Source organism: Streptococcus ovis DSM 16829 (assembly GCF_000380125.1).
Classification (GTDB): domain Bacteria; phylum Bacillota; class Bacilli; order Lactobacillales; family Streptococcaceae; genus Streptococcus; species Streptococcus ovis.
In genome coordinates this window covers 189,398-215,836 of sequence record NZ_KB904563.1, presented here as the reverse complement: position 1 = coordinate 215,836, position 26,439 = coordinate 189,398, and the positions used below count along the sequence as shown (strand labels likewise).

At 42.2% G+C, this 26,439-nt stretch carries 22 protein-coding genes, 1 tRNA gene and 1 other RNA gene; 17 read left to right on the top strand and 7 right to left on the bottom strand.

The window, feature by feature from the left end; translation table 11 throughout:
* The first annotated feature begins 117 nt into the window (after window positions 1-117).
* The 7 genes from A3I9_RS0102645 (at window position 118) to glf (ending at window position 7,633) form a co-directional block, all read left to right on the top strand.
* Window positions 118-1,686 carry a hypothetical protein gene (locus A3I9_RS0102645; RefSeq protein WP_018377540.1) on the top strand — a complete coding sequence of 523 codons (1,569 nt, stop codon included), beginning with the start codon at window positions 118-120 and terminating at the stop codon, window positions 1,684-1,686.
* Window positions 1,687-1,848: 162 nt separating this feature from the next.
* Window positions 1,849-4,023 (top strand): anaerobic ribonucleoside-triphosphate reductase, encoded by a 2,175-nt coding sequence (nrdD, locus tag A3I9_RS0102640; RefSeq protein ID WP_018377539.1) that lies wholly within the window; start codon window positions 1,849-1,851, stop codon window positions 4,021-4,023.
* A gap of 68 nt (window positions 4,024-4,091) precedes the next feature.
* Window positions 4,092-4,223, top strand: coding sequence for a hypothetical protein (locus A3I9_RS13790; protein WP_018377538.1), 132 nt, complete (start codon window positions 4,092-4,094; stop codon window positions 4,221-4,223).
* 62 nt (window positions 4,224-4,285) lie between these two features.
* Window positions 4,286-5,242 (top strand): Gfo/Idh/MocA family protein, encoded by a 957-nt coding sequence (locus tag A3I9_RS0102630; RefSeq protein WP_018377537.1) that lies wholly within the window; start codon window positions 4,286-4,288, stop codon window positions 5,240-5,242.
* The gene (locus tag A3I9_RS0102625; RefSeq protein ID WP_018377536.1) at window positions 5,214-5,711 is read left to right on the top strand and encodes a GNAT family N-acetyltransferase; all 498 of its coding nucleotides are present in this window, start codon (window positions 5,214-5,216) and stop codon (window positions 5,709-5,711) included. Before A3I9_RS0102630 ends, A3I9_RS0102625 begins: the two co-directional genes overlap by 29 nt.
* A 162-nt stretch (window positions 5,712-5,873) precedes the next feature.
* Window positions 5,874-6,470, top strand: coding sequence for an anaerobic ribonucleoside-triphosphate reductase activating protein (gene nrdG / locus A3I9_RS0102620; RefSeq protein WP_018377535.1), 597 nt, complete (start codon window positions 5,874-5,876; stop codon window positions 6,468-6,470).
* Between the two features lie 59 nt (window positions 6,471-6,529).
* Entirely contained in the window at window positions 6,530-7,633 is a 1,104-nt protein-coding gene (gene glf / locus A3I9_RS0102615) for a UDP-galactopyranose mutase (protein ID WP_018377534.1), read from the top strand.
* 116 nt (window positions 7,634-7,749) lie between these two features.
* Here the strand turns inward: glf and A3I9_RS0102610 are convergent.
* The 3 genes from A3I9_RS0102610 to A3I9_RS0102605 form a co-directional block, all read right to left on the bottom strand.
* Window positions 7,750-7,822: transfer RNA gene (locus A3I9_RS0102610), tRNA-Lys, on the bottom strand.
* Between the two features lie 4 nt (window positions 7,823-7,826).
* Window positions 7,827-8,018: non-coding RNA, 6S RNA (ssrS, locus tag A3I9_RS13130), on the bottom strand.
* 104 nt (window positions 8,019-8,122) lie between these two features.
* Entirely contained in the window at window positions 8,123-9,400 is a 1,278-nt protein-coding gene (locus A3I9_RS0102605; protein WP_018377533.1) for a replication-associated recombination protein A, read from the bottom strand.
* A gap of 66 nt (window positions 9,401-9,466) precedes the next feature.
* Between A3I9_RS0102605 and A3I9_RS0102600 the strand changes: the two genes are divergently transcribed.
* Window positions 9,467-9,937 (top strand): DUF3013 family protein, encoded by a 471-nt coding sequence (locus A3I9_RS0102600; RefSeq protein ID WP_018377532.1) that lies wholly within the window; start codon window positions 9,467-9,469, stop codon window positions 9,935-9,937.
* A gap of 117 nt (window positions 9,938-10,054) precedes the next feature.
* Here A3I9_RS0102600 and lctO read toward each other — a convergent pair whose 3' ends face one another.
* Both lctO and spxB read right to left on the bottom strand, forming a co-directional pair.
* On the bottom strand, window positions 10,055-11,191 hold the full coding sequence (lctO, locus tag A3I9_RS0102595; RefSeq protein WP_018377531.1) for an L-lactate oxidase: 1,137 nt from the start codon (window positions 11,189-11,191) through the stop codon (window positions 10,055-10,057).
* A gap of 239 nt (window positions 11,192-11,430) precedes the next feature.
* On the bottom strand, window positions 11,431-13,212 hold the full coding sequence (gene spxB / locus A3I9_RS0102590) for a pyruvate oxidase (protein ID WP_018377530.1): 1,782 nt from the start codon (window positions 13,210-13,212) through the stop codon (window positions 11,431-11,433).
* 550 nt (window positions 13,213-13,762) lie between these two features.
* On the opposite strand from spxB, the gene prmA reads away from it, so the two are divergent.
* The 5 genes from prmA (at window position 13,763) to A3I9_RS0102565 (ending at window position 17,972) form a co-directional block, all read left to right on the top strand.
* Entirely contained in the window at window positions 13,763-14,716 is a 954-nt protein-coding gene (gene prmA / locus A3I9_RS0102585) for a 50S ribosomal protein L11 methyltransferase (RefSeq protein ID WP_026217298.1), read from the top strand.
* Window positions 14,717-15,457: a 16S rRNA (uracil(1498)-N(3))-methyltransferase gene (locus A3I9_RS0102580; protein ID WP_018377528.1), complete on the top strand. Its 741-nt coding sequence runs from the start codon at window positions 14,717-14,719 to the stop codon at window positions 15,455-15,457. It begins immediately after the preceding gene.
* 18 nt (window positions 15,458-15,475) lie between these two features.
* Window positions 15,476-16,327, top strand: coding sequence for an Rgg/GadR/MutR family transcriptional regulator (locus A3I9_RS0102575; RefSeq protein ID WP_018377527.1), 852 nt, complete (start codon window positions 15,476-15,478; stop codon window positions 16,325-16,327).
* A gap of 64 nt (window positions 16,328-16,391) precedes the next feature.
* A complete protein-coding gene (locus A3I9_RS0102570) occupies window positions 16,392-17,138 on the top strand; it encodes a CPBP family intramembrane glutamic endopeptidase (RefSeq protein WP_018377526.1) in 747 nt (248 codons plus the stop codon).
* Between the two features lie 93 nt (window positions 17,139-17,231).
* A complete protein-coding gene (locus A3I9_RS0102565; RefSeq protein WP_018377525.1) occupies window positions 17,232-17,972 on the top strand; it encodes a metallophosphoesterase family protein in 741 nt (246 codons plus the stop codon).
* A gap of 56 nt (window positions 17,973-18,028) precedes the next feature.
* Here A3I9_RS0102565 and A3I9_RS0102560 read toward each other — a convergent pair whose 3' ends face one another.
* Together A3I9_RS0102560 and A3I9_RS0102555 are read right to left on the bottom strand one after the other, a co-directional pair.
* Window positions 18,029-19,108, bottom strand: coding sequence for a hypothetical protein (locus A3I9_RS0102560; RefSeq protein ID WP_018377524.1), 1,080 nt, complete (start codon window positions 19,106-19,108; stop codon window positions 18,029-18,031).
* A 63-nt stretch (window positions 19,109-19,171) separates the two neighbouring features.
* Window positions 19,172-19,939 (bottom strand): epoxyqueuosine reductase QueH, encoded by a 768-nt coding sequence (locus tag A3I9_RS0102555; RefSeq protein WP_018377523.1) that lies wholly within the window; start codon window positions 19,937-19,939, stop codon window positions 19,172-19,174.
* Window positions 19,940-20,075: 136 nt separating this feature from the next.
* On the opposite strand from A3I9_RS0102555, the gene A3I9_RS0102550 reads away from it, so the two are divergent.
* The 4 genes from A3I9_RS0102550 (at window position 20,076) to A3I9_RS0102535 (ending at window position 26,197) form a co-directional block, all read left to right on the top strand.
* The gene (locus A3I9_RS0102550; RefSeq protein WP_018377522.1) at window positions 20,076-22,277 is read left to right on the top strand and encodes a RelA/SpoT family protein; all 2,202 of its coding nucleotides are present in this window, start codon (window positions 20,076-20,078) and stop codon (window positions 22,275-22,277) included.
* A 282-nt stretch (window positions 22,278-22,559) separates the two neighbouring features.
* A complete protein-coding gene (gene dtd / locus A3I9_RS0102545) occupies window positions 22,560-23,003 on the top strand; it encodes a D-aminoacyl-tRNA deacylase (protein ID WP_018377521.1) in 444 nt (147 codons plus the stop codon).
* Between the two features lie 352 nt (window positions 23,004-23,355).
* Entirely contained in the window at window positions 23,356-25,251 is a 1,896-nt protein-coding gene (locus A3I9_RS0102540; protein ID WP_018377520.1) for a M13 family metallopeptidase, read from the top strand.
* 97 nt (window positions 25,252-25,348) lie between these two features.
* Complete coding sequence (locus A3I9_RS0102535) at window positions 25,349-26,197, top strand: patatin-like phospholipase family protein (protein WP_018377519.1); 849 nt, start codon at window positions 25,349-25,351, stop codon at window positions 26,195-26,197.
* Window positions 26,198-26,439 lie beyond the last annotated feature (242 nt).

The window sequence follows — 26,439 nt, the reverse complement described above, 5'->3', positions numbered from 1 at the left end:
TATGCATTTCGAATTGAGGCACACAAATACACTAGGTTAGTGATGGCATTCAAATTGGAAATGACAGATAGAGGACTTTTTGGTATAATGAAAAATGATTATAGCAAGGAGTGGAAGATGACAGAAGTAGATGGAATCATGGATGATTCAGAATTGTATTCAAGAAAATCTCGTGCGGGTGGCCGAAGGCAACGAAGGCCAGAACGAGTCCGAGATGAGTGGAATGAAGGTTTCAAAGAGAGTTTGTTGCCTACTCGTTTTGTTCCAGCCTTGTTTTGGAGTCTTCTTGTTAGTTTGTTGAGCGTAGCCAATCCATTATTGACTGGCTTAGCAACAAACTTGCAAACTCAAAACCTTTATGCTGGTTTTGCTATGGCAAAAGGGCAAAGTCCATATGCTGACTTTTTTGGGACCAGTGGGCTTCTTTATTATTTGCTAACGAATGTGAGTTATTTCTTTCAGACTCCTATCGGCATTGCCATTTTTCAATTTATTGCTCTCTTTATTGCTGGGATTTATTTCTATAAAATCATGGCCTACTTTAGTAAGAGCAAAGATAGTGCGACCCAACTTCTAGTGTGGTTTTATCTGTTTATTTTGGCAGCTGGGTTTGGTGGTATCTATGCTAGTCTCTTTGCATTGCCATTTATGCTAACTAGCATCTGGTTTTTGATTCGGTATTTTGAAAATGCAGTGCGCGATGAGGCGTTTATCTTTTATGGAATGGATGCTGCCTTGGTCTTTATGATCTATCCTAAGAGTGCGCTGTTATGGGTTGTATCAGTCTTGGTGCTCTTCATTTTCAACATGCAGCATCAGCGTATAGCTAGAGGGATTTATCAGTTGCTTGCGACGGTTTTTGGATTTCTACTCGTTATTTATTCAGTTGGGTATTATGCTTTTGTGGAACAAATACTGGGCTTAGCGATTCAGCAAACATTCTTCTATAATGTGAGCTTGGATTTCACTCATCAGGATATCCTGTGGACGGCACTCATTGTCCTAGGAGCCTTGGTGGTATCAGGTTTCTTGAAGAATTTTATCCAATCCATACTCTCGCTGAAAGAAGCTTTTCATCGTTATATTACAGTGACGATTCTTCTAGCATTTTTGCTTCAATTGGTCTTTATTGTTGGGAATGCAAATTTTGAATTGAGCCAACTCATTATTTTACTTCCTTATGGTTTTGTGATGGCAGTATTGCCATTGAAAAAAGTGAAAATGATGGGAGAAGAGGATGAAGAACTATCCTTGTCCTCATTTGATAACTTTGATTATCTAAAAGCCAGTTTCTTTTTACCGTTAGTGGCCTGCCTTCTGATTCCGCTTCATCCTGTTATCTACTATCTTGAAGAGGGAGCGGTACATCAAGAACGGGCAGCCATAGCGGCTTACATCCGAGAAAATTCGGATAAAGATGCGAAGATTTATGCTTGGGATGATAGTGCACAGGTCTATCTAAAAAGTGAGCGTTTGTCTGCGGCCACCATTTTAGCAGCGGCACCTTATCTAAATACAGAAGATAATCAAGCAAATTTGGTGTATGATTTGAATCGGAACGAGGCACAATATATTGTCGTTAATCAGGATATCCCGCTACTCGATAGTGTAAAAGAAAACTTGGAAACTAGCTATCAGACTGTAGATACAGGTACTTCTCATCTGATCCTTTACCAGAAAAAATAAATGAAATAGGCTATGAAAATAGTCTTTTTCTTTTTACATAAATCACTACATATTGTGTTGTTTTTTAAAAAAATATTTTTATCATACAATATATTGAAATATTCTTGATAAAGTGATACACTATATTGGAATACTCAGAAAGAGATTTTGAAGGGAGAAAAAATGGGAAATATAACTGAAATGACTGTTTTAAAGCGAGACGGTCGAGCAGTGGGATTTGACCAAGAGAAAATTTTCTCTGCTTTGGAGCGGGGGAATCAAGAGCTACCAATTGAAAAACAGGTTTCTAATGAGATTTTGGAACAGGTAACGAATCGAGTCCTGGTAGAAATCGAACGACGCTTTGACAGAGATATCCAAATTTATGAAATCCAAAATATTGTCGAGCAAGAATTGCTGCAGAGCCATCAATATCCTTTGGCTGAGGAATATATCCAATACCGTACAAAACGGGATTTCCAACGTCATCAAGCCATGGATATCAACATGGAAATCCATAAATTGCTCTCTAAGGATCAGGCAGTCGTCAATGAGAATGCCAATAAGGACAGTGAAGTCTTCAATACCCAACGTGATTTGACAGCGGGAATTGTGGGCAAGTCCATTGGTCTCAAACTCCTGCCCCCTCACGTGGCCAATGCCCATCAAAAAGGGGAAATCCATTACCATGACTTGGATTATAGCCCTTATACCCCGATGACCAATTGTTGCTTGATAGATTTCAAGGGGATGTTGGAAAAAGGGTTCAAGATTGGGAATGCAGATGTCGAAAGTCCCAAGTCTATCCAAACTGCAACCGCGCAGATTTCGCAAATTATTGCCAATGTAGCCTCGAGCCAATACGGTGGTTGCTCGGCAGACCGGATTGATGAAGTTTTAGCGCCTTATGCGAAACTCAATTATGAAAAACATTTGAATGATGCTAAGGAATGGGTTGCTGAAGAAAAATGGGAAGACTATGCATTGACGAAGACTAAAAAAGACATCTATGATGCGATGCAGTCTTTGGAGTATGAGATTAACACCCTCTTTACTTCAAATGGACAAACGCCATTTACTTCTTTGGGATTTGGTCTGGGAACTGGATTTTTTGAGCGTGAAATTCAAAAGGCAATTTTAAATATCCGTATCAAAGGCTTAGGAAAAGAAGGTCGGACAGCTATCTTTCCGAAATTGATTTTCACTCTGAAACGTGGGGTCAATCTGGAGCCAACTTCGCCCAACTATGACATCAAGCAACTAGCCTTGGAATGTGCTGTGAAGCGGATGTATCCAGACGTCTTGTCTTACGATAAGATTATTGAATTGACAGGATCCTTTAAGGTGCCTATGGGTTGTCGTTCCTTCCTTCAGGGGTGGAAAAATGAGCAGGGTGAAGATGTGACTTCTGGTCGGATGAATTTGGGCGTTGTCACTGTCAACTTGCCACGTATTGCTTTGGAAGCAGCTGGAGACAAGGAAAAATTCTGGTCTCTCTTCCATGAACGGATGGGGATTGCCAAGGATGCCTTAGTCTATCGTGTCAACCGTGTCAAGGAAGCTACTCCTGCTAATGCACCAATTTTATATCAATATGGCGCTTTTGGTCAGCGTCTAGCCAAAGATGGCCATGTGGATGACCTCTTTAAACACCGTCGTGCAACGGTATCTCTAGGATATATTGGTTTGTATGAGGTTGCCACTACCTTTTATGGCGGTGAATGGGAGACCAATCCAGAAGCAAAAGCTTTTACCTTAGAGATTATCAAGACTATGAAAGCCTTGTGTGCGGATTGGTCAGATGAATATGACTATCATTTTTCAGTTTATTCAACGCCATCAGAGAGCTTGACAGACCGTTTCTGTCGTTTGGATACCGAAAGATTTGGCCTTGTGGAAAACATTACGGACAAGGAATACTATACCAATAGTTTCCACTATGATGTTCGTAAGAACCCAACACCGTTTGAAAAATTGGACTTTGAAAAAGATTATCCAGCTGCAGGGGCGTCAGGTGGTTTCATTCATTATTGTGAGTACCCTGTTCTGCAACAAAATCCAAAGGCTCTGGAAGCTGTCTGGGATTATGCCTATGACCGCGTGGGGTATTTGGGGACCAATACGCCGATTGATAAGTGCTATGCTTGTGAGTTTGAAGGCGATTTTGAGCCAACAGAGCGTGGTTTCAAGTGCCCAAATTGTGGCAATAGTGACCCTAAGACAGTGGATGTGGTCAAACGCACCTGTGGTTACTTGGGCAACCCACAGGCCCGGCCTATGGTCAATGGCCGTCATAAGGAAATCTCTGCCCGTGTCAAACACATGAATGGCTCCACTATCAAGACGCCAGGGAAATAGTATGGTATACTAGAGTCTCGGTGGGAGATGGTATTCTACCGTCAGTTAACAGGCATGAAGGAGTAATCATGGGAAAATATCAATTAGACTATAAAGGAATGCAACTGGTGGAGAAATTTCACGAAAAGCATTCCAATGTGAAAGATGATAAGAAGGCGCGCGTGCAGGCGCTCTTGAAAAAGGCTGGTAAGAAGAAATAAACTAGCAGGAAAGAGACAGGTGGCGTGTAAAACGTCACCTGTTTTGTCTAGAAAGGATATACATGAAGAAAATCGGAATTGTGGGAATCGGTGGGATTTCTCAGAAGGCTTATTTGCCCTATATGCGACAATTATCTGGCATTGAATGGCACGTTTTCACACGAAAACAAGAGGTGCGTGATGAGGTAGTCTCCTTGTTTGGTCAATCGGTGTCTTACAATAGTTTAGATGCCTTGCTAGAAGCTGGTTTGGATGGGGTCTTTATTCATGCAGCGACAGTGGCGCATGAGGAAATTGCAGCGCAGTTTTTGAAAAAAGGCATTCCTGTCTATATGGATAAACCAGTGACAGAGGATTACGAGACCACAACGGCACTTTATGAGCTTGCTGAGAAGCATGGCACTTTTCTAATGGCAGGGTTTAATCGTCGCTTTGCACCGAAGGTGAAAGTGTTGGCAGAGGCTAGGCACAAACGAAGGATTTTTGTGGAAAAAAATGCTCTGAAAGGGACTGGACCACTTCAATACAAACTCTTTGATTTCTTTATTCATCCGTTGGATACAGCTCTTTATCTAGCAGAAGGCCAGTTGATTCGTGGAGATTTCCATTACCATTTGGAAGAAGGTTTGCTCAGTCAGGTCTCTGTTAATCTTTATACAGAAAAAGAGACGATTGCTGTTAGTATGAATTTACAGGCAGGTAGTCGCCGTGAAATCATGGAAGTTCAAACACCGCAAGCAACCTATCATTTGAAAAATTTGGATGAGTTAACGGCAGTAGTGGGCGAAGTGGAAACCAAGCATGGCTTTGGTTCATGGGATACGACCCTCTACAAACGTGGTTTTGAGAGCATCATTCAGGCTTTTCTTGAGGCGATTGACACGGAAGAAAATCCAGTCTCATCGGCTTCTAGCTTGTTGAGTCACTGGATTTGTGACCAGATAAACCGTTCAGAAACACCTTATGGGACACTAGATTTGGAGGCATTTTATGGAACTACGCAGACCAACTTTGGCTGATAAAGAAGCCGTTTTAGATATGATGCGTGAGTTTGAGGAGACTAGTTCAGCTCACGATGGCGGTTTTTGGAAGGCTGAAAACTTCGATTATGAAGATTGGATTGCTGGCAATGCGGACGTAGAGATGGGATTGAATATTCCTGATGGCTGGGTACCAGCGATCCAATTTGTGGGATTTGAAGGAGAAGGAGCAGTTGGATTTTTAAATCTGCGTCTGCGTTTATCAGATTTTTTACTAGAACAGGGTGGTCACATTGGCTATTCTGTTAGACCTAGTGAGCGTGGTAGAGGTTACGCTAAGGAGATGCTCAAGCAGGGGCTTAGCTCTGCCATTTCCAAAAATATCAAAAAAGTCCTTGTCACTTGTAGTGAGACAAATCTTGCCAGCCGTGCGGTCATTTTGGCTAATGGTGGTGTGCTAGAAGATGTTCGTGAAGGGACAGAGCGATACTGGATAGATGTTACCTAAAAATTTCATAGAAAGGAAGAGTGTTTCGGGCTGTTCAGATGATTTGACAGAATGGAACCCGAGCTAAAAGCTTCGGAAAAAAGATAAATCTCCTCGTATGCAGGCATACGTCATCGGTTTCCTATTTTCTCTCGCTTTTTTTACGCTCTTGGTATCTTAATAATGAACAATCCTCAGCCTCAAGAATGGAAGAGCGAAGAGCTTAGTCAAGGGCGGATTATTGACTATAAGGCCTTTAACTTTGTAGATGGTGAAGGCGTACGGTGTAGTCTTTATGTTGCTGGCTGTATGTTTCATTGTGAGGGGTGTTATAATGTGGCCACTTGGTCTTTTAATGCTGGTATTCCTTACACCAAGGAATTGGAAGACCAGATTATGGACGACTTAGCTCAGCCTTATGTGCAGGGATTGACACTTCTTGGTGGTGAGCCTTTCCTAAATACAGGGATTCTCCTGCCTCTTGTCAAACGCATTCGCCGAGAACTGCCAGAGAAGGATATCTGGTCTTGGACAGGTTACACTTGGGAAGAAATGATGCTGGAAACGGATGATAAGTTGGAACTCCTTCATCTTATTGATATCTTAGTTGATGGGCGTTTTGACAAAACGAAAAAGAACCTCATGTTACAATTCAGAGGTTCTTCAAATCAGCGGATTATTGATGTGCAAAAGTCCTTGGCGACTGGTGAAGTCGTCATTTGGGAGAAACTCAATGACGGTCAGGAATCCTACGAACAATTAAAACGAGAAGAAAAGTAGCCCTAGTAGGGTTATTTTTTATGGTATAATAGTAGCGTTGAAATGAAGGAGAACATCAAATGTATGATTATTTAATTGTCGGAGCGGGGTTGTCTGGTGCTATCTTTGCCTATGAAGCGACAAAACGTGGTAAAAAAGTGAAAGTCATTGACAAACGTGACCATATTGGGGGAAATATTTACTGTGAACATATAGAAGGCATCAATGTGCATAAGTATGGAGCCCATATTTTCCATACTTCTAACAAAAAAGTGTGGGATTATGTCAATCAGTTTGCGGAATTTAATAATTATATCAACTCTCCTATAGCCAATTATCAGGGAAAACTCTACAATCTCCCTTTTAATATGAATACTTTTTATACCATGTGGGGAACGAAAACGCCACAGGAAGTGCGGGAGAAAATAGCGGAGCAGACAGCGCATTTACAAGATACTGAGCCTCAGAACTTGGAAGAGCAGGCCATCAAGCTCATCGGAAAAGATGTTTATGAGACCCTTATCAAAGGTTATACTGAAAAGCAGTGGGGGCGCTCTGCGACGGAGTTACCACCGTTTATTATCAAGCGTTTACCTGTTCGCTTTACCTATGATAACAATTATTTCAACGATCGCTACCAAGGCATTCCTATCGGTGGCTACAATGTTATCATTGAAAAGATGCTAGAGAATATTGAAGTCGAGTTAGAAGTGGATTTCTTTGCGAATCGCTCGGAACTAGAAAGAAGCGCACGTAAGGTTGTGTTTACAGGGATGATTGATCAGTATTTCGATTATGAATTTGGTCAGTTGGAGTATCGTGGCTTACGATTTGAACATGAGGTGTTGGATACAGATAATTTCCAAGGAAATGCAGTAGTCAATTATACCGAACGTGATATTCCCTATACTCGTATCATCGAGCACAAGCATTTTGAGTATGGACAGCAAGAAAAGACGGTCATCACGCGTGAGTATCCAGCAGATTGGAAGCAGGGGGATGAGCCCTATTACCCTATCAATGACGAAACAAACAATGCCATTTTCGCCCAATACGCCCAAAAAGCAGAAGCAGTTAACGACCGCGTGATTTTCTGTGGTCGCTTAGCGGACTATAAATACTATGATATGCATGTGGTGATCGAGCGTGCCTTAGAAGTGGTTGCGAATGAGTTTGGAGAATAAGAAAAATCCGCTAGTTGGCGGATTTTTTGGTAGAAACAGTGAATCAATTCATTTTTTCAGTTTTCAAGTACAAGAAAAACCAGTCCAAAGGACTGGTTTTTCTCCGCATATCAACATACCCCCTGTAGGGCTCGAACCTACGACCCATAGATTAAGAGTCTACTGCTCTACCAACTGAGCTAAGGAGGCAAGAAAAAACGCTGTATTGGTACCGGTGATTCATGATTTGTATTGATCCCGCGCATAGAAGCAGGTGGGTAACACGATTCAAACTTAGTCGCTTCCGTGTGAGACGGCCTGCATACTGCTTGAAAATTTAGTTTCCCTAGTAATACAAAAATAGTCGGTCAACACATAGGTATGAATTCGTATACCACAGCAGTTCTTATTTCTGTAATTATTGTATCATATTTTTGAAAAATTTCAAGAGAAAATCTCAAAAAGCGAGAACGCTCTCAAAACGGCTTCATAAAGAGGCGTTTCGCTATTTTAGTGTTTTGATTTTTTTAAAATTTTTATTTTTTCTAAGGTGGTACCTAAAGCCCGTTCATATTTTCCTGTTTCGTTGGGGGTAAAATAGCTAGCGCCTTTTAGTTTATCAGGTAAGTATTGCTGGTCTACCCATTTTTCAGGATAGGCGTGTGGATATTTGTAATCCTGCGCATTTCCCAGCTCTTTACTGCCTGCATAATGGCCATCCCGTAAATGACGTGGAATTGGGAGACTGCCTGATTTTCTGAGGTCTGCCATGGCTTTGTCAATCGCTGTAATGGCGGAATTTGATTTAGGGGACAAGGCCAAATCAATCACAACATTGGCAATTAGAATCCGAGCTTCTGGAAAGCCGATTTTCTGCGCAGCTTCAAGCGCGGTCACTGTGTGAATTTGGGCCTCAGGATTGGCCAAGCCAACATCTTCATAAGCGATCACGGTCAGACGACGAGCTAGACTAGGCAAATCTCCCGCTTCAATCAAGCGGGCTGCGTAGTGGAGACTGGCATCTACATCGCTTCCACGGATAGATTTTTGGAGGGCAGACAGGACATCGTAGTGACCGTCGCCATTTTTATCCATGGTAATGTAACTGCGTTGCAGACTATTTTCAACGGTATCAAGAGTAATATGGCGCTTTCCACCCTCATCTGGTCTGGTAGACATGACTGCAAGATCCAAGGAATTAAAGGCGGACCGCAAGTCACCGTTGGTCGCTGTTGCGATAAAGTCCAGCGCATCTTCATCCAGTGCAATTTCAAAGTCAAAACCACGGTCTTTGTCCGTGATTGCAAGTTGAATAGCCTGTTTGATGTCTTCATTTGAGAGAGGCTCTAGCTCGAAAATCTGTACTCGGGAACGAATGGCAGGAGTCACAGAGAAAAAAGGATTTTCTGTTGTCGCGCCAATCATGATGATATTCCCATTTTCTAGAAGCGGCAACAGAAAATCTTGCTTGGTTTTATCGAGACGGTGAATTTCATCCAGCATAAGGACAAGACCACCTGAAAACTTGGCTTCTTCGGCGATTTCTTGCAGGCGTTTTTTGGTATCTGTCGTCGCGTTGAAGGTACGAAAAGCAAATTTGGTTGTTCCTGCAATGGCGCTTGCGATGGAGGTTTTTCCAATCCCTGGAGGACCGTACAAAATCATGGACGAGAGCATATTGGCTTCGACCATACGACGAATGATTTTTCCCTCTCCAACGAGGTGCTGTTGACCGATGACTTGGTCAATGTTTTTTGGGCGCATACGCAGCGCAAGATTATCTGGCATAGTTCCCTCTTTTTTCCTTGAACATGATATAATAATTATACTACAAAATAGAAAATAGGTATAATAATGGCGAAATTTGGCTTTTTGTCGGTCTTAGAGGAAGAACTAGACAATCATTTGGAATATGACTTTGCGATGGATTGGGATAAGAAAAATCATGCTGTAGAGGTTGTTTTTGTCCTCGAAGCGCACAATGGCGCAGGTGTGGAAACCGTTGATGAAGAAGGAGAAGTGTCGACAGATGATATTATTTTTGAAGACGCAGTGCTCTTCTACAATCCAGCCAAGTCCCGCTTTGAAGCGAACGACTATTTAGCGGCTATTCCGTACGAGCCGAAAAAGGGCTTGTCACGCGAGTTTTTAGCCTACTTTGCAGAATTTCTCAACGAAGCAGCGACCGAAGGGCTCAGCGACCTCATGGACTTCCTCGCAGATGAAGAAGCAGAAGAATTTGCGATTATTTGGGACGCAGAGGCTTTTGAAAATGGCAGAGCAGAACTAGAAGAAACAGAATTTTACGGATATCCACGGTATTAAGATACCACTAGATTTGAATCATCATAAAAACCACAACAGTACCTCCTCTCTACGAAGGGGGAAGCTAGTTGTGGTTTTATTTTGTCTCTAGGACAATGTTAGCTGAGTAGGTTGATATCAATAAAGTCTTAATTCATTCACGTCGTACTGAACAGACGGGTCGTACGGATTGTGGCGAAGGGTTACGTTTTTCACATCTTCAATGGTCTGAGTACCAGCCAATTGCATGACCATCTTCAATTCATCATTGATTTTTTCAAAGGCTTGACGGACCCCAATACTTCCTCCGAGAGCAAGACCATAAATCGCTGGGCGACCAAGGGCAACAAGGTCAGCGCCTGATGCAAGAGCTTTAAAGACGTGTTGACCACGACGGATACCTGAGTCAAAGACAATCGGTACACGTTTGTCAACAGCTTCGGCCACTTCTTGGAGAGAATCAAATGCTGCTGGGCCACCGTCTAATTGACGGCCACCGTGGTTAGTTACCCAAATACCTGAAGCACCTGCACTGAGTGCAATATCCACATCTTCTTTTGATTGTGGTCCTTTCACATAGACAGGGAGGCCTGAGTACTGTGCGATGAATTCCACATCTTTTGGAGATAATTTTTGTTTGGCTGATTTATAGACGAAGTCCATTGTTTTACCAGCGCCATCTGGTAAATATTCTTGCACGATAGGCATGCCTACTGGAAAGACGAAACCGTTACGCGCATCCGTTTCACGGTTCCCACCAACAGTGGCATCAGCTGTAAGAACAATCGCCTTAATGCCCTGCTCTTTGACATGGTCCATAATATGACGGTTAATGCCATCATCTTTTGAAAAATAAAATTGGAACCAGTGAGGTGTTCCCTGAAGAGTTTCCGTAATTTCTGGAAGATCTGTTGAAGAATAAGACGAAGTGGTGTAAAGTGACCCGAACTCGTGAACACCTTTTGCGGAGGCAATTTCCCCTTGAACATTGGCTAGTTTATGAGCAGCAACGGGTGCCATAATCAGTGGAGAAGACAATGTATCGCCATTAAAAATCGTCTCTGTACTTGGATTTTCAACATCACGAAGAGTGTGAGGGACGATTAACTTATGATTGAATGAACGAATATTTTCATGCAGAGTAAAGGTATCCCCAGCTCCTGAAGCAATGTAACCAAATGCTCCTTTAGGAATTACTTTTTGGGCCATTTGTTCTAAGTCAAAGGCATTGATAAAGTCGATAGGTCCTTCAGCTGTACTTGTGTGAAAAGCCATGTTAAAATCCTCCAATTTGTAAATGTTAGTTGCAGAAATCAATTAAAATCAGTATCTGATGAAAGTATAGCGCCTACATTTCAATTGTGTAAATCATCTGCTTAGAATTCTCATATTATTTTCATGAAAAGTTGCTAAGTCAAATGATGCCAAAACTTTTATTTTCTGTACCATCTTGAAATATCAAAATTAGTGATAAAAAGAAAAAACCACCATGCTGGTGATTTTTCCATAAAATATTATTTAATGTTACGTGATTCCAAACCTTCTTCTTCAAGGAAAAGACGGAATGGTACCAAGTCTTCAGCTTCGTAACGTGCTTTGAATGCAGCAATTTCTTCTTCAGAATATGCTTTTGGATCCAAGCGAAGTTCTGGAGCTTCAACTGGAATTGGACGATCTTGAGTGATGCGAGCATCGATAACGATTGTTTTACCAGCCTTGTTAAGCTCAACAGCTTCTTTCATAACAGCATCCATATCTTCGATACGGTCAACACGGAAACCTACCGCACCTTGAGCTTCAGCGATTTTCACGTAGTCAGGGTTAGTGAAGTCTACACCAAATAAGTGTTTGTTTGTGTCTTCGTATTTGTTCTTGATGAAGGCATACTCAGCATTTGAGAAGACAACGTTGATAACTGGCAAGTTGTATTGAACGTTAGTGATCACGTCTGGGTAGCACATACCGAAGGCACCGTCACCCATGATGTTCCACACTTGACGATCTGGATTGTCTTTCTTAGCAGCGATACCACCAGGAAGCGCGATACCCATTGTTGCGAACAATGGAGATGTACGCCACATGTTTTTAGGTGTCATGTGCAAGTGACGAGTAGATGTTTGAGTTGAGTTACCGACGTCAATTGAGAAGATTGCGTTCTCATCAGCGTACTTGTTGATAGCATTGTAAACTTGGTACAATTGCAATTCGCCTTCCGTTTTACCTTCAAGCTTGTTCATGTACTCACGCCAGTTTAGGTTGTTTTTCACAACAGCTCTCCACCATGGAGTTGATTCAACGGCATCCACTTTAGCAGTGATAGCTTTTGTTGCTTCAGCCACATCACCAAGGATAGATGCGTCGAGGGCATGACGTTTACCAAGTTTGTAAGGATCGATGTCCACTTGGATGAATTTTTCAACATTTTTGAAAGTGTTGTAAACTTCTGAGAATGGGAAGTTACATCCCATGAAGAGTACAGTATCCGCTTCGAAGATCACTTCGTTGGCAGATTTCCAACCAACACGGTAGGCAGAACCTGTCAAACCTTCGTAGTTCCATTCAAATGCTTCAAAGTTTTTACCAGTTGTAATGATTGGTGCTTTGATTTTACGTGACAATTCAGTAACCAATTCACCTGCACCAACACCACCGAAACCAGAGTAGATCACTGGACGTTTCGCATTGTTCAAGATTTCAACGGCTTTGTCGATTTCAGCTTGGTTCAAAGCTGGCGCTACAAATGTACGGTCGTAAGTACCTGATCCGTAGTAAGAGTCAGCATCGATTTCTTGGAAACCGAAGTTTACTGGGATTTCAACAACAGCTGGACCTTTTTTAGCGATTGCAGCACGAACAGCGTCGTCAATAACTTTTGGTAATTGCTCAGCGTAAGCTACACGTTTGTTAAACACAGCAACGCTTTGGTACATTGGATTTTGGTTCAACTCTTGGAAAGCATCCATGTTCAATTCGTTCACTGGACGAGAACCAAGAATGGCAAGCATTGGAGTTGCATCCATCGCTGCATCGTAGATACCGTTGATCAAGTGAGTCGCACCTGGTCCACCAGAACCTACGCAGACACCAATTGATCCACCAAATTTACGTTGCATAAGAGCTGCAAGCGCACCAGTTTCTTCGTGACGAACTTGGAGGAAGTTAATATCTTTATCTTCTGCAAGTGCATCCATCAAAGAACTCAATGTTCCTGAAGGGATACCGTAAATAGTATCAACACCCCATGTTTTCAAAACGTTCAACATCGCTGCTGAAGCAGTAATTTTACCTTGACTCATTATAGTCTCCTTTGAAAAGTTAAAAATTAGTTTTTCAACCTCCATAGAATATCATATTCTGAAAATAATATATAAAGATATGCTCACTAATTGGAGATTTTTTTAAGCGATTACAAAATTGGGGGGATAATGAGTGCTTGAGGTAATAATTTAACTACGTTACTTATATGTTCTGTGAGATTAGCAATGGCAGAGATTGTTTTTCGGATATATGTTATAATAAAAATCAAGTAAGTTTAAGTGAGTTTAAATAGTATGTCTAACTGAACATGGGCTAAGGCATTTGAAAAAAGATATAGTTTGTAAGTTCGTGCGTGAAATCATGTCTGAACTTATTTCTCAATAAAAATAACTAGAAAAGAAGTTCAGTTAGTTCGTCTAACTGAACCCGCCCCAAATAACTTTAAAAAGAAAGGAAAGAGTTTAGTTAGTTTATCTAACTGAACCCGCCCTAAACACTGTGTCAAAAAGATAAAGTTCTCCTAGATGCAAGCATCGTCGGAGTCTTTCCTATTTTGACGTTGTGTTTTACGGGCTTGGTATCTTAATGATGAACAACTGGCAAGAATTAACCATCACCGTCCATCGTGAGGCGGAAGAAGCTATTTCAAATTTATTGATTGAGACGGGCAGTCAAGGGGTTGCGATTAGTGACTCGGCGGATTATATTGGACAGGAGGACCGTTTTGGCGAGCTCTATCCTGAAGTTGAGCAGTCTGAGATGATTGCGGTGACGGCTTACTATCCAGACAATATGGATTTGGAAGCGGTCAAGGCTGAGATTGAGGCCGGGCTTGCTGATTTGGCGAACTTTGGGCTGGAGACGGGTGCAGTGCGCATCGACAGTCAGGATTTGGCTGAGGAAGATTGGGCGGAGAATTGGAAGAAATACTATGAACCTGCTCGGATTACTCATGACTTGACCATTGTGCCTTCTTGGACAGATTATGAGTCGACAGCTGGGGAGAAAATCATCAAGTTAGACCCAGGTATGGCATTTGGTACGGGGACTCACCCAACCACAAAAATGAGCCTCTTTGCTTTGGAGCAGGTGCTTCGTGGTGGGGAGACGGTGATTGATGTGGGGACAGGTTCTGGTGTCCTCTCCATTGCCAGCTCTCTCTTGGGCGCTAAAGAGATTTTCGCCTATGACCTTGATGATGTGGCGGTGCGCGTGGCCCAGGAAAATATTGACATGAACCCTGGAATGGAGAATATCCATGTGGCAGCAGGAGATCTTCTGAAAGGCGTGACGCAAGAAGCTGATGTCATCGTTGCCAACATTTTGGCGGACATTCTCGTTCATCTGACCGATGATGCTTACCGTTTGGTCAAGGATGAGGGCTATCTCATCATGTCTGGAATTATTGCCGAAAAACTGGATATGGTCCTTGAAGCGGCTTACAGCGCAGGCTTTTTCCTCGAAACCCACATGATTCAGGGCGAGTGGAACTGTGTAGTTTTTAAGAAAACCGACGATATGTCGGGCGTGATTGGAGGCTAAATGCAGCAGTATTTTGTAAATGGCAGAGCGGAGAAGCTAGTAACCATCACCGATAAGGATACCATCAAGCACATGTTTAACGTTATGCGCTTGACTGGGGGAGACGAGGTTGTCTTGGTTTTTGACGATGGTGTGAAGCACTTGGCGAAAGTAGCCGATAGCGGAGACCATCAATTTGAATTGGTAGAAGAGTTAGCTGACAATGTGGAAATGCCAGTGCAGGTCACCATCGCCTCAGGCTTTCCTAAGGGGGATAAGTTAGACTTGGTCACACAAAAGGCAACAGAACTAGGTGCCAGTGCTATCTGGGCTTATCCTGCCGACTGGTCTGTGGTCAAGTGGGATGGCAAAAAATTAGCTAAGAAAGAAGAAAAGCTGGCGAAAATCGCCTTGGGCGCAGCGGAGCAATCTAAACGCAATCACGTGCCAGAGGTCTGCTTGTTTGAGAAAAAGGCAGATTTTTTAGCCCAGCTACTAGCTTTTGACAAGATTTTCATTGCCTACGAAGTAACGGCTAAAGTAGGTGAATTATCAGCCTTGGCGCATGAATTAAAGACGGTGAAAGAAGGTGACAAACTTCTCTTTATCTTCGGTCCAGAAGGGGGTATTTCACCAAAAGAAATCGAAGCCTTTGAACAAGCAGGTGGCATCAAAGTTGGTCTTGGCCCACGGATTTTGCGGACGGAAACCGCCCCGCTCTATGCCTTGTCAGTAGTGAGTTATGCTGTGGAAATGATGTAGAGAGAAAGGAACATTATATTGTCTCAGTATGGAGAAATTTTTCGCTTATTGCGAGAGGGAAAAAAATTATCTCTGAAAGAGGTAGCGGGCAGTGAGATTTCAACTGCTCAGCTTTCTCGGTTTGAAACAGGAAAAAGCCAGCTGACGCTAGAAGTGTTTTTTACTTGTCTACAGCGCATGTCTATTTCTTATGAAGAATTCTCGCTTTATTTACAACAAGAACCAGAAAGCAATCTATCACAAGAACTTATGGAAGCTTATTATAATGGAGATTTGAAACGGATTCAAGAGATAGAGATAGACTGGTCGGCAAAATGTGAAAAGAATCCAGATATCACTAAATATCGTTTGGATTTAATCATGATCCAGATAGCTAAGTATTACTGCAACACAGACGATGTCGTATCAGAGGAAAACATAAGGTATCTGATGGATTATCTGTTCAAAATTGAAGAGTGGGGTGAGTATGAAAGATGGCTATTTAGTAATGCTTATGCGGTTTTTCCTTCTTCAAGTTTAGAATTATTAGCGCAGGAGTTGCTTTCAAAAAATCAAAAGTATTTTAAGAATACAGGCTATCGTCAAGAGGTGGCTGTGATACTTCTTCACCTAGTATCTGCATTTTTAGAAAGAAAAGAGTTTGAGAAGGTAACTCTATTTTTGAATACTTTACATGATTTTCCTTTCTTGGAAGAGGATGCGCATATTCGTTTAGGTTTTCGCTTTTATCGGGCTTATTTTGCCTATCTTACAGGATATCACAATGCTAAGATAGAGATGGAAAAATGTATAGAAGTGGCTCAATTTTTAAGTTGTGATAAAATTTCTCAGACTTTACAAGAAATTTTTAAAGATGTTACAGATATGTAATGTCTTTTTGATTGCTCTTTTTATAGATTATACTGTATTCAAACGATGATAAAAGGAGAATAAGATGTCGCAAAAAAATAATGTAATGGTAGTCTGGTATTTAGGTGCCATATTAGTAGGAGGCAATATCTTTTTACACTGGTTATTCAGTAGTGTACATTTGGGAGAAGATACTGCCTCTCTTGTACATCTGTCTAGTTTACTGGTCATTTTTAGCTGGTTAAATCGTCGCTATCTTCATGTGAAACCTCGTTTAGGAGCAATTGTCGGAATTTTGGAACAGGTCTATGTGAATAGTAGTAGTTGGCTATTGATTTGCATCTTTATACTACCTATTATGATTCAAATATGGCCCACAGATATCATATTTTTAATGAAAACGATATTGCTGACAGTGTTGGGCGTATTTATGGAAGAATATTTATGTAGAGGATTATTGCTTGGCTATGCCTTGAAAGAGAAAGTTTCTTACAAACAGCTGATGAGCCGAATTTTTCAGATTAGTATTTTGTTTGGTTTGGCTCATATTGGGAATGTTTTTAATCAGTCACTTGCATTTACTTTCTATCAAGTTTTTTACACAATGGTATATGGAATTTATTTCTCAGCATTGACGTTGAGGACTAAAGGACTATTTTGGTCTATGTTTTTACACTTTTTTATCAATTTTAATAGCTCATTGTTATTACAAGGTGATGTGACAGCAGGAGTTCCCTCGTTATTGGGTATTTTAATTGTAAATGGTATATTGCTCATCTGTAGTTTATATTTGCTTCGCAAGAAAAAAGTAGGTGAATGGCTAATCAATTAAGATAGGAGTATATATTCTTTTTCTTTACTATTAAGAGTGATAAAATAAAAGAAATTCAGAATAAATAGTAAACAGTAGATAAAGGAAACAAACATGGCAGACCAATTTTTTGTAGTGGGGGATGTCCATGGCAAGTTTGGCTTGTTAAGGGACTTGCTTCGTAAATGGGACAAGGAGCGTCAGCAACTGATTTTTATTGGGGATCTTATTGACCGAGGCGAGGATAGCAAGAGCTGCCTCGAATTAGTCACTCAACTGGTGCGTGAAGAGGGAGCCGTTTGCCTGACTGGGAATCATGAGTGGATGTTTCTGCGCTATCTAGATGACCCCGTGGAACGCTATGGGCACTACCGACGAAATGGTGGGGATACAACGATTAACTCTCTCTTGGGACGTCCGCTTGATACGGCAGTTGCCCCTGTCAAGGATGCTAGTACGATTTTGGCACAATATGCAGAGCTGATTGAGGAGATTCGGAATTTCCCCTATCTCTATGAAACGGAGCATGATTTCTTTGTCCATGCGGGGTTGGATTTGAGTTTAGAGGATGTGCGAGAAACACCAGCCTACGACAAGGTGTGGTTGCGCCAGCCATTTCACCAAGGGAAAAATCACTCAGGGAAACGCATCGTTTTTGGACATACACCGACCAAGTATCTCTTTGAGAGTCCAGTCTATACGAATCAAGTGTGGCAGACGGAAGATGGAAAAATTGGTATTGACGGTGGTGCGGTTTATGGTGGGGTGCTGCATGGTCTTGTTTTGAATAGGGTAGGCATGGTCGCTGATTATATAGTTGGTGAAATCAATCAATATACAGTGATGGACGATTAATTTTTAGGGGTGTTCGCTTCCGAAAATCAAAAAAGACAGGCCGTGAGGTCTGTCTTTTATGCCTTCCTTGCAATGATCGCTTGAAAGCGTGCTAAATTTCGTTGTTCGATTTGGTATTCGGTTGGTAGATGATAGTTTTTCCCCAGTTTGGTAAATTGAGCCAAGGCTTTTTCAGCTTCTTTTGCATTGGGCTCAACTAGGCTGTAATAAGCATAGTTGAACACTAGTAGACTAGGTTGAGAAGGGCTGAGCGCTTGAATTAGCTTCCAGTCTTTTTTCGTTAAAATTGGGCTAGCTTCCTGTTCCAAAATAAGTTGGCAATAGATCAACAACGATTTAAAAATTGCTTGATAGATGGGTAAAATGGTAGGAGTATCAAGGTTTAGTGTTTCCAGATAATCGACCACACGTTGAAAATCTTCCTGTTCGATCAACCGAGATAAGTAAGGTGCCAAAGCACCAAAGGCAATATGGTTGTCCAGTTCTTCTTTTTCAGGAAGGAGAAAATACTCATCTGGCATTTCTGAATAGCTTTTTCCTTGAGCGAGCAAGCCGTGGACTGCAAGGGTATTGGCAATGTATAGAGAGGCCTTGGGATTTTTAGAAATGGCCAGAATATTTGCCCCGTCGTTAGCAAGGCTATCCGAGATGGGAATCAGATTGGTAACTGCAAAGAAGAGGCCAAATAGAGCCAGACAATCTAGAAAGATCACAGAATTGTCGCTCATAAAGGATAAGAGATAGAAGACAAGGGCGGAAAAGATATTGGCTAAGCCGCCTCCCAGATGGTAGAGGAGATAAGGAACCTTTCCGTCTACTGACTTTGGAGGAATCATGAGACATTGTCCCAATGTACCAGAAATGGAAAAGAAGGAGAAGTTTATTTTTCCATCAATCTTTTGCCAAAGGAGGTTAAAGATGCGATAGCTTAAAAATTGATAACCAGATAAGAGACCAGCAACCAGATGGCCTGCCTCATGAATGGCAATTTGGGCTATAATAGCGATAATAACGAATAGGATTAGGAGCCAGATAGGAAGCTGTGTTTGAGCGAGTGCACGACCAATCATGAGACCTACTCCAGCTCCAACTACCAGATAGCCAATAAAAATAAGAAAGTTTTTAAAATATTTCATAGAAGAACTCCGAGTTTACAAGGTGGAAGGTTATTTCGTACAAAAAGTTGTTGAGTGTATGCCTCATATCTCTTTCCCATTAAATACAAATCGAATATGGGAGTAGTCGCGTTCGAGGTCTTTGCCTGCCAGAAAGGCTTTGGCATCTTTTTTGACTTGAACGAGGTCGACGCCCTGAGCTTGGGCTCCGAAGACGCAACCGCAGTAACATTGGCGGTAGATGTCGTATTCAGCACACATTTCCACAGAGCGTTTGTAGCCTTGATTTTTCTTGAAATCACTTGGTAAATACTGGGTATCATAGATTTTTTGTACTTCAATCCCAACCGAGTTGATGGTTTGGGAATTTTTGTGCGGGCTGATGGTCAGGGCACTACCAAAGTAGTCAAAACCTAAATCCACTGCCTTTTGAGCGGTCTTGTCCAAACGATAATCGTAGCAGACCTTGCAACGGTCGCCACCTTCTGGTTCGTCCTCAAGTCCGTGAACTTTTCGGAAAAATTCATTGGGCTCATAAGGGGCTGCTAAGAATTGCACATTTTGACCAGTATTGCGATTAAAATCATTGATAAATTTTTGCGTGACATAGCTACGGCGTTCATATTCGGCTTTGGGGTGAATATTGGAATTGGCAAAATAAATCGTCACATCACAAAATTGGGTGATGTATTCTAGGGTGTAGGTGCTACAAGGGGCGCAGCAGACATGCATGAGGACGCTTGGGCGCGTGTTCTCTGCCTGCCATTTTTTGACCATTTGTTGCATGACCTTATCGTAGTTGACCTTTTGATTTGGATTCATTTTTTCTAGAATTTCTTGAACGTCAATCATATTAGTTCCTTTAATGCTGATGAAAATAGTGTAGCACAAATTTGAAGGGGAGGCTAGCATTGATTTATTGTCGGGCTTTTTCTTTTTGGGTGAAAGTGGTAAAATAGTAGAAATAATGTCTGGAGAGGGAAGAACAATGAAAGAAGTGAATTTAACAGGAGAAGAAGTGGTGGCATTGGCTGCAGCATACATGCCTACAGATGATGTTGCCTTTGTTCAAAAAGCCCTCGAATATTCTGTGGAGGCACATAAGGAGCAATTCCGAAAATCAGGTGAACCTTATATCATTCACCCGATTCAGGTAGCAGGAATTTTGGCAAGGCTCAAGCTGGATGCTGTCACGGTTGCTTGTGGTTTCTTGCATGATGTGGTGGAAGATACAGAAAAGACCTTGGATGATATGGAAGCTGATTTCGGTCCAGAGGTTCGATTGATTGTGGACGGGGTGACCAAGCTCGGTAAAGTCGAGTACAAGAGCCACGAGGAGCAATTAGCTGAAAATCACCGTAAAATGCTGATTGCCATGTCTAAGGATATGCGGGTTATTTTGGTCAAATTAGCCGACCGTTTGCACAATATGCGGACGCTTAAACATCTGCGAAAAGACAAACAGGAGCGGATTTCACGGGAGACGATGGAAATCTATGCACCGCTTGCCCATCGTTTAGGGATTTCTTCTGTCAAATGGGAACTGGAAGATTTGGCTTTCCGATATCTGAACGAAGTTGAATTTTACAAGATTACCCATTTGATGAATGAAAAGCGGAAAGAACGTGAAGAGTTGGTCAATGAGGTAGTGGAAAAAATCGAAAGTTATTCATCGGAACACCATTTAGTCGGTCATATCTACGGGCGTCCAAAGCATATCTATTCCATTTACCGGAAGATGCATGATAAGAAAAAACGCTTCGACCAGCTCTACGATTTGATTGCCATTCGTTGTATCATGGATACGCCAAGTGATGTTTATGCGATGCTGGGTTATATTCATGAGTTGTGGCGTCCAATGCCAGGACGCTTCAAGGATTACATTGCAAATCCTAAGGCCAATGGTTACCAGTCTATTCACACAACGGTATATGGTCCAAAAGGTCCGATTGAATTTCAGATTCGAACCAAGGAAATGCATCAGGTAGCTGAATACGGGGTTGCGGCGCACTGGGCTTACAAGCGCGGTGGCAACGCGACAGCAAAACAAAGCGAGCTCAGATGGATTAACAATTTGATTGAATTACAGGCGGATTCAGGTGATGCCAAGAGCTTTGTGGATTCCGTCAAAGATGACATTTTTACCGAGCGGATCTATGTCTTTACGCCAGATGGGTCTGTTCGGGAGTTGCCAAAAGATTCAGTGCCGATTGATTTTGCGTATGAAATCCATACAAAGGTCGGTGAGCGTGCAACGGGTGCTAAGGTCAATGGGCGTATGGTGCCATTGACAACCAAACTGAAAACAGGGGACCAAGTTGAGATTGTGACCAGTGCCAATTCATTTGGACCAAGTCGGGACTGGATTAATCTAGTCAAGACACACAAGGCGCGCAATCGTATCAAGCAATTCTTTAAAAACCAGGACAAGGAATTGTCGGTTTCAAAGGGACGGGAGTTAGTCCAAAATCTCCTGCAGGAACATGGCTATGTGGCCAATCAATACTTTGACCGCAAGCATATGGACGACGTCTTACAAAAGACCAGCTATAAAACGGACGAAGCACTTTTTGCTGCGGTTGGATTTGGAGAAGTTTCTGCCATGTCCGTCTTTAATCGATTGACAGAAAAAGAACGTCGTGAGGCAGAACGTGCCAAAGCAAAAGCTATGGCAGATGAGTTGGTCAATGGTGGTGAAGTCAAACAGGATAACAAAGACAGTCTAAAAATCCGTCATGAGGGTGGGGTTGTCATTGAGGGTGCCTCTGGGCTCCTTATTCGGATTGCTAAATGCTGTAATCCTGTGCCAGGTGATGCGATTGCAGGTTATATCACCAAAGGGCGCGGGGTAGCGGTTCACCGTGTGGACTGTATGAATCTCAAGAGCCAAGACAACTACGAAGCACGCTTGATTGATGTGGATTGGGAGGATGAGCCATCCAATAAAGAATACATGGCCAATATTGACATCTACGGCCTCAATCGCTCAGGCCTTCTCAACGATGTCTTAAAAGTCTTGACCAACGCTAGTAAGAATATTTCGACAGTCAATGCCCAACCGACCAAAGATATGAAATTTGCGACCATCCACGTATCCTTTGGCATTCCCAATCTTGCCACTCTCACTAGTGTGGTGGACAAAATCAAATCCGTCCCAGAAGTTTATTCTGTGAAGAGGACGAATGGCTAAAACAGTCTGGGGGACTGTTTTAGGTTGGAAATGAGGAAAGACGGGAGTCTTTCTACAGTTCGGGGGCTCTTATTTCATCAGGCTATTTCAACTTCGTTGCCTAGTCTCGCTTTGGAATAACAACCGTGTTAAGATATTTTCAGATAAGGCTTAGGGAACTTTTTAATCAAGGGAAATAGAAAAACTGTGCTTTTCATCCCTTCCAGTCCAGTGGACTGTTTCGCCCGACTTCTTAAAACAAAGAAAGTGTGGGCTTGAACTACAACTGTTAAAAGGAATATTATGAAAATTATTATACAGCGTGTCTCGGAAGCGGCGGTGACAATTGAAGATATTGTCCGTGGTAAAATCGGGGCAGGCCTCCTTCTTTTGGTGGGAGTTTCGCCTGAGGATGGGCAAGAAGATATTGACTATGCCGTGCGGAAAATTAGCCAGATGCGGATATTTTCTGATGAGAATGATAAGATGAACTTATCTGTGCAAGATATCAAGGGAGAGATTCTGTCCATTTCCCAATTCACCCTCTTTGCGGACACGAAAAAAGGAAATCGACCAGCCTTCACAGGAGCTGCTAAGCCTGAACTGGCCAGTCAACTCTATGACCAATTCAATGGGGGACTAGCAGCATTTGTTCCCGTACAGACAGGTATTTTTGGAGCAGATATGAAAGTCTCTCTGGTAAACGATGGCCCTGTGACCATTGTGTTGGATACGAAGAATAGATAAAAACTAGGACTTGGAATTTCCAAGTCCTAGTTTAGTTTTTCAGGGTGTTCAATATACGAACGAGCAACAGTGCCACAATGTTTACAAATATCATGGTAGAGGGCTTGTGGATCAAAGATCAGTTTTTATTTTGCAGGAATCATTCCAGCGTATCCTTTAATTTGTTTTGCGGTGATGAATTCAGTATGGTGACAGTAACTGCACATGAAAGATGGTGCCATATTCGATACCTCCATTGTAGATTGAACATCGGTTCCTGTCAATCGGAAATTTTAGGAGAAAACCCTTATTTAACAGATGCAAGGAATGACTTTTTTTGATACCATAATAAAGAATAGAAAAGGAGAACAGTATGACACGTTATCAAGATGATTTTTACGAAGCGGTCAATGGCGAATGGGCGAAAAAAGCGGTCATTCCTGATGACAAGGCTCGTACAGGTGGTTTTACAGATTTGGCAGATGAGATTGAAGAACTCATGCTCAGCACAACCGACAAATGGTTGGAAGGTAAAGATGTTCCTGAAGATACGATTTTGCAAAACTTTGTGAAGTTCCACCGTCAAGTGGCGGACTTTGGCACCCGCGACAAGGTTGGTGTTGCGCCAATTCAAGCACTCTTGGAAGAATATCGCGGACTAGGATCTTTCAAGGAATTTGCTGAGAAGATGGCAAACTATGAAATGGATGGCAAACCAAACTTACTCTGGTTTGGTGTAGCACCAGACTTTATGGATGCTAAGACCAATGTTCTCTGGGCAGATGCACCATCAACCATCTTACCAGACACAACCTACTATGCAGAAGATCATGAAAAAGGTAAGGAGTTGCTAGCAACCTGGCGTCAAACGCAGGAAGATTTGCTCGTTGCACTAGGTTTACCAAAAGATGAAGCGATCGATATTTTGGATAAATTTATCGCGCTGGACGCAAAAGTGGCTCAGTATGTTCTTTCACGCGAGGAAGGATCTGAGTACGCTAAATTGTACCACCCTTACAAGTGGGTAGATTTCACGAAATTAACGCCAGAGTTGCCGTTGGATGCTATTTTTACAGAAATTTTAGGTCAACTTCCTGAGCAAGTCATTGTTCCTGAAGAACGTTTCTGGACAGATTTTGCAGCAGAATATTATTCTGAAAAGAACTGGCCATTCTTGAAGGCTGTCCTCTTGTATGGGGCAGCAACGGCTTACACGTCTTATTTAACGGACGAAATTCGGGTCTTAGCTGGTGCTTATGGCCGAGCTCTTTCTGGAACACCACAGGCTCAGGAGAAGAAAAAAGCCGCGTACTACTTGGCAGAGGGACCTTTCAATCAAGCACTCGGGCTCTGGTATGCAGGGGAGAAATTCTCAGCTGAAGCGAAAGCTGATGTGGAGGCTAAAGTAGCGACCATGATTGACGTCTATAAATCACGCTTGGAAACAGCCGACTGGCTAGCTCCTGAGACCCGTGAAAAAGCTATTACCAAGTTGAATATCATCACCCCGCATATTGGCTATCCTGAAAAATTGCCAGAAACCTATGCGAAAAAAGTGATTGACGAAACTCTTTCCCTTATTGAAAATGCGCAGAATCTGGCTAAGATTTCGATTGCCCACAGCTGGAGCAAGTGGAATAAGCCTGTGGACACGACAGAGTGGGGGATGCCAGCCCACATGGTCAATGCTTATTACAGCCCACAGCAAAATAAGATTGTCTTTCCAGCTGCTATTTTGCAGGCGCCGTTCTACTCGTTGGAGCAAAGTTCGTCCGCAAATTATGGTGGGATTGGTGCGGTCATTGCCCACGAGATTTCTCACGCCTTTGATACCAACGGAGCTTCATTTGATGAAAATGGTAGCCTTAACAACTGGTGGAAGGACGAAGATTACGCAGCCTTTAAGGAGCGGACAGACAAGGTAGTAGCACAGTTTGATGGACTGGATTCTTACGGTGCGAAGGTCAACGGGAAATTAACCGTTTCTGAAAACGTGGCTGACCTTGGTGGTGTTGCCTGTGCGCTTGAAGCAGCTCAAAAAGAAGCAGACTTCTCAGCCCATGACTTCTTTGTTAATTTTGCAACCATTTGGAGGATGAAGGCGCGTGAGGAATTTATGCAGATGATGGCGTCTGTCGATGTCCATGCACCAGCGAAACTCCGTACCAACGTGACATTGACCAACTTCCCAGAATTCCATGAAGAATTTGACATCAAAGAAGGTGACTCAATGTGGCGCGCACCAGAAGAACGTGTGATTATTTGGTAAGATACAAAAGACGAGTTCTCTATCAAACTCGTCTTTTTTGTTACTTTCTACATATTTTTTGCTATAATGAAAAACAAAAATGAAAGTGGGGTAGAGCATGACGGTTGGATTAGTATTAGAAGGTGGCGGAATGCGTGGTCTCTACACAGCAGGGGTGTTGGATGCCTTCTTAGATGCAGGGATTCAGGTAGATGGGATTGTGTCCGTATCTGCGGGTGCCCTTTTTGGTGTCAATTATGTATCGGGCCAACGTGGTCGTGCCCTGCGCTACAATAAAAAATATATCTCATATCCCAACTATATGGGGCTTCGTTCTTGGCTGAAAACAGGGAATGTTGTCAACAAAGACTTTACCTATTATGAAATTCCGATGAAATTGGATGTATTTGATGAAGAAGCCTTTGAAAATTCTGATGTTGACTTTTATGCGACAGCGACCAACATCGAAACGGGGCAGGCTGAATACTTCAAAATTGGGAATGTCTTTGAAGAAATGGAGGTATTGCGGGCTAGCTCTGCCTTGCCAGTGGCTTCACGGATTGTCGAATGGAAAGGCAAGAAATATCTGGACGGAGGTTTGTCGGACAGTATTCCTGTGGACTTTGCTAGAAGCCTTGGTTTTGACAAGTTGATTGTTATCTTGACGCGTCCCTTGGATTATCGGAAGAAACCGTCTAGTGGGCGTATTTACAAACTCTTGTATAAGAAATATCCTAAATTTGTTAAAGTAGCCTCTGAGCGCCCACTCCACTATAATGCGACGGTAGAGCAGATTATTGACTTAGAAAAGGCGGGTGAACTCTTTGCCATTCGACCAAGTCGCTCTGTAAAAATTGGCCGTCTCGAAAAAAATCCAGACAAGTTTGATGAAATTTACAATCTTGGTCTCTCTGATGGAGAACAGGTGATGGCTGATTTAAAAGAGTATTTGGGAGACGAGAAATAAAGAACTTCTTTAGATTTGATAACATAATTTAATGAAATGCATTCAATATCATCCCTTTGAAGCATTGAAAACCTGTCTTTTGTATAATTCGTCATGTTTGTATCTCTGTTGAACATATTTTGATGAGATTAAAATTAAAATAGGATGAATGCGCAAATTTTTTATCTAAAAATGTTGACGCTTTCAAAGTTATCATGTATAATAAATTTAAATGTTAGGCATGTGACTGGTGATGCAGGCAG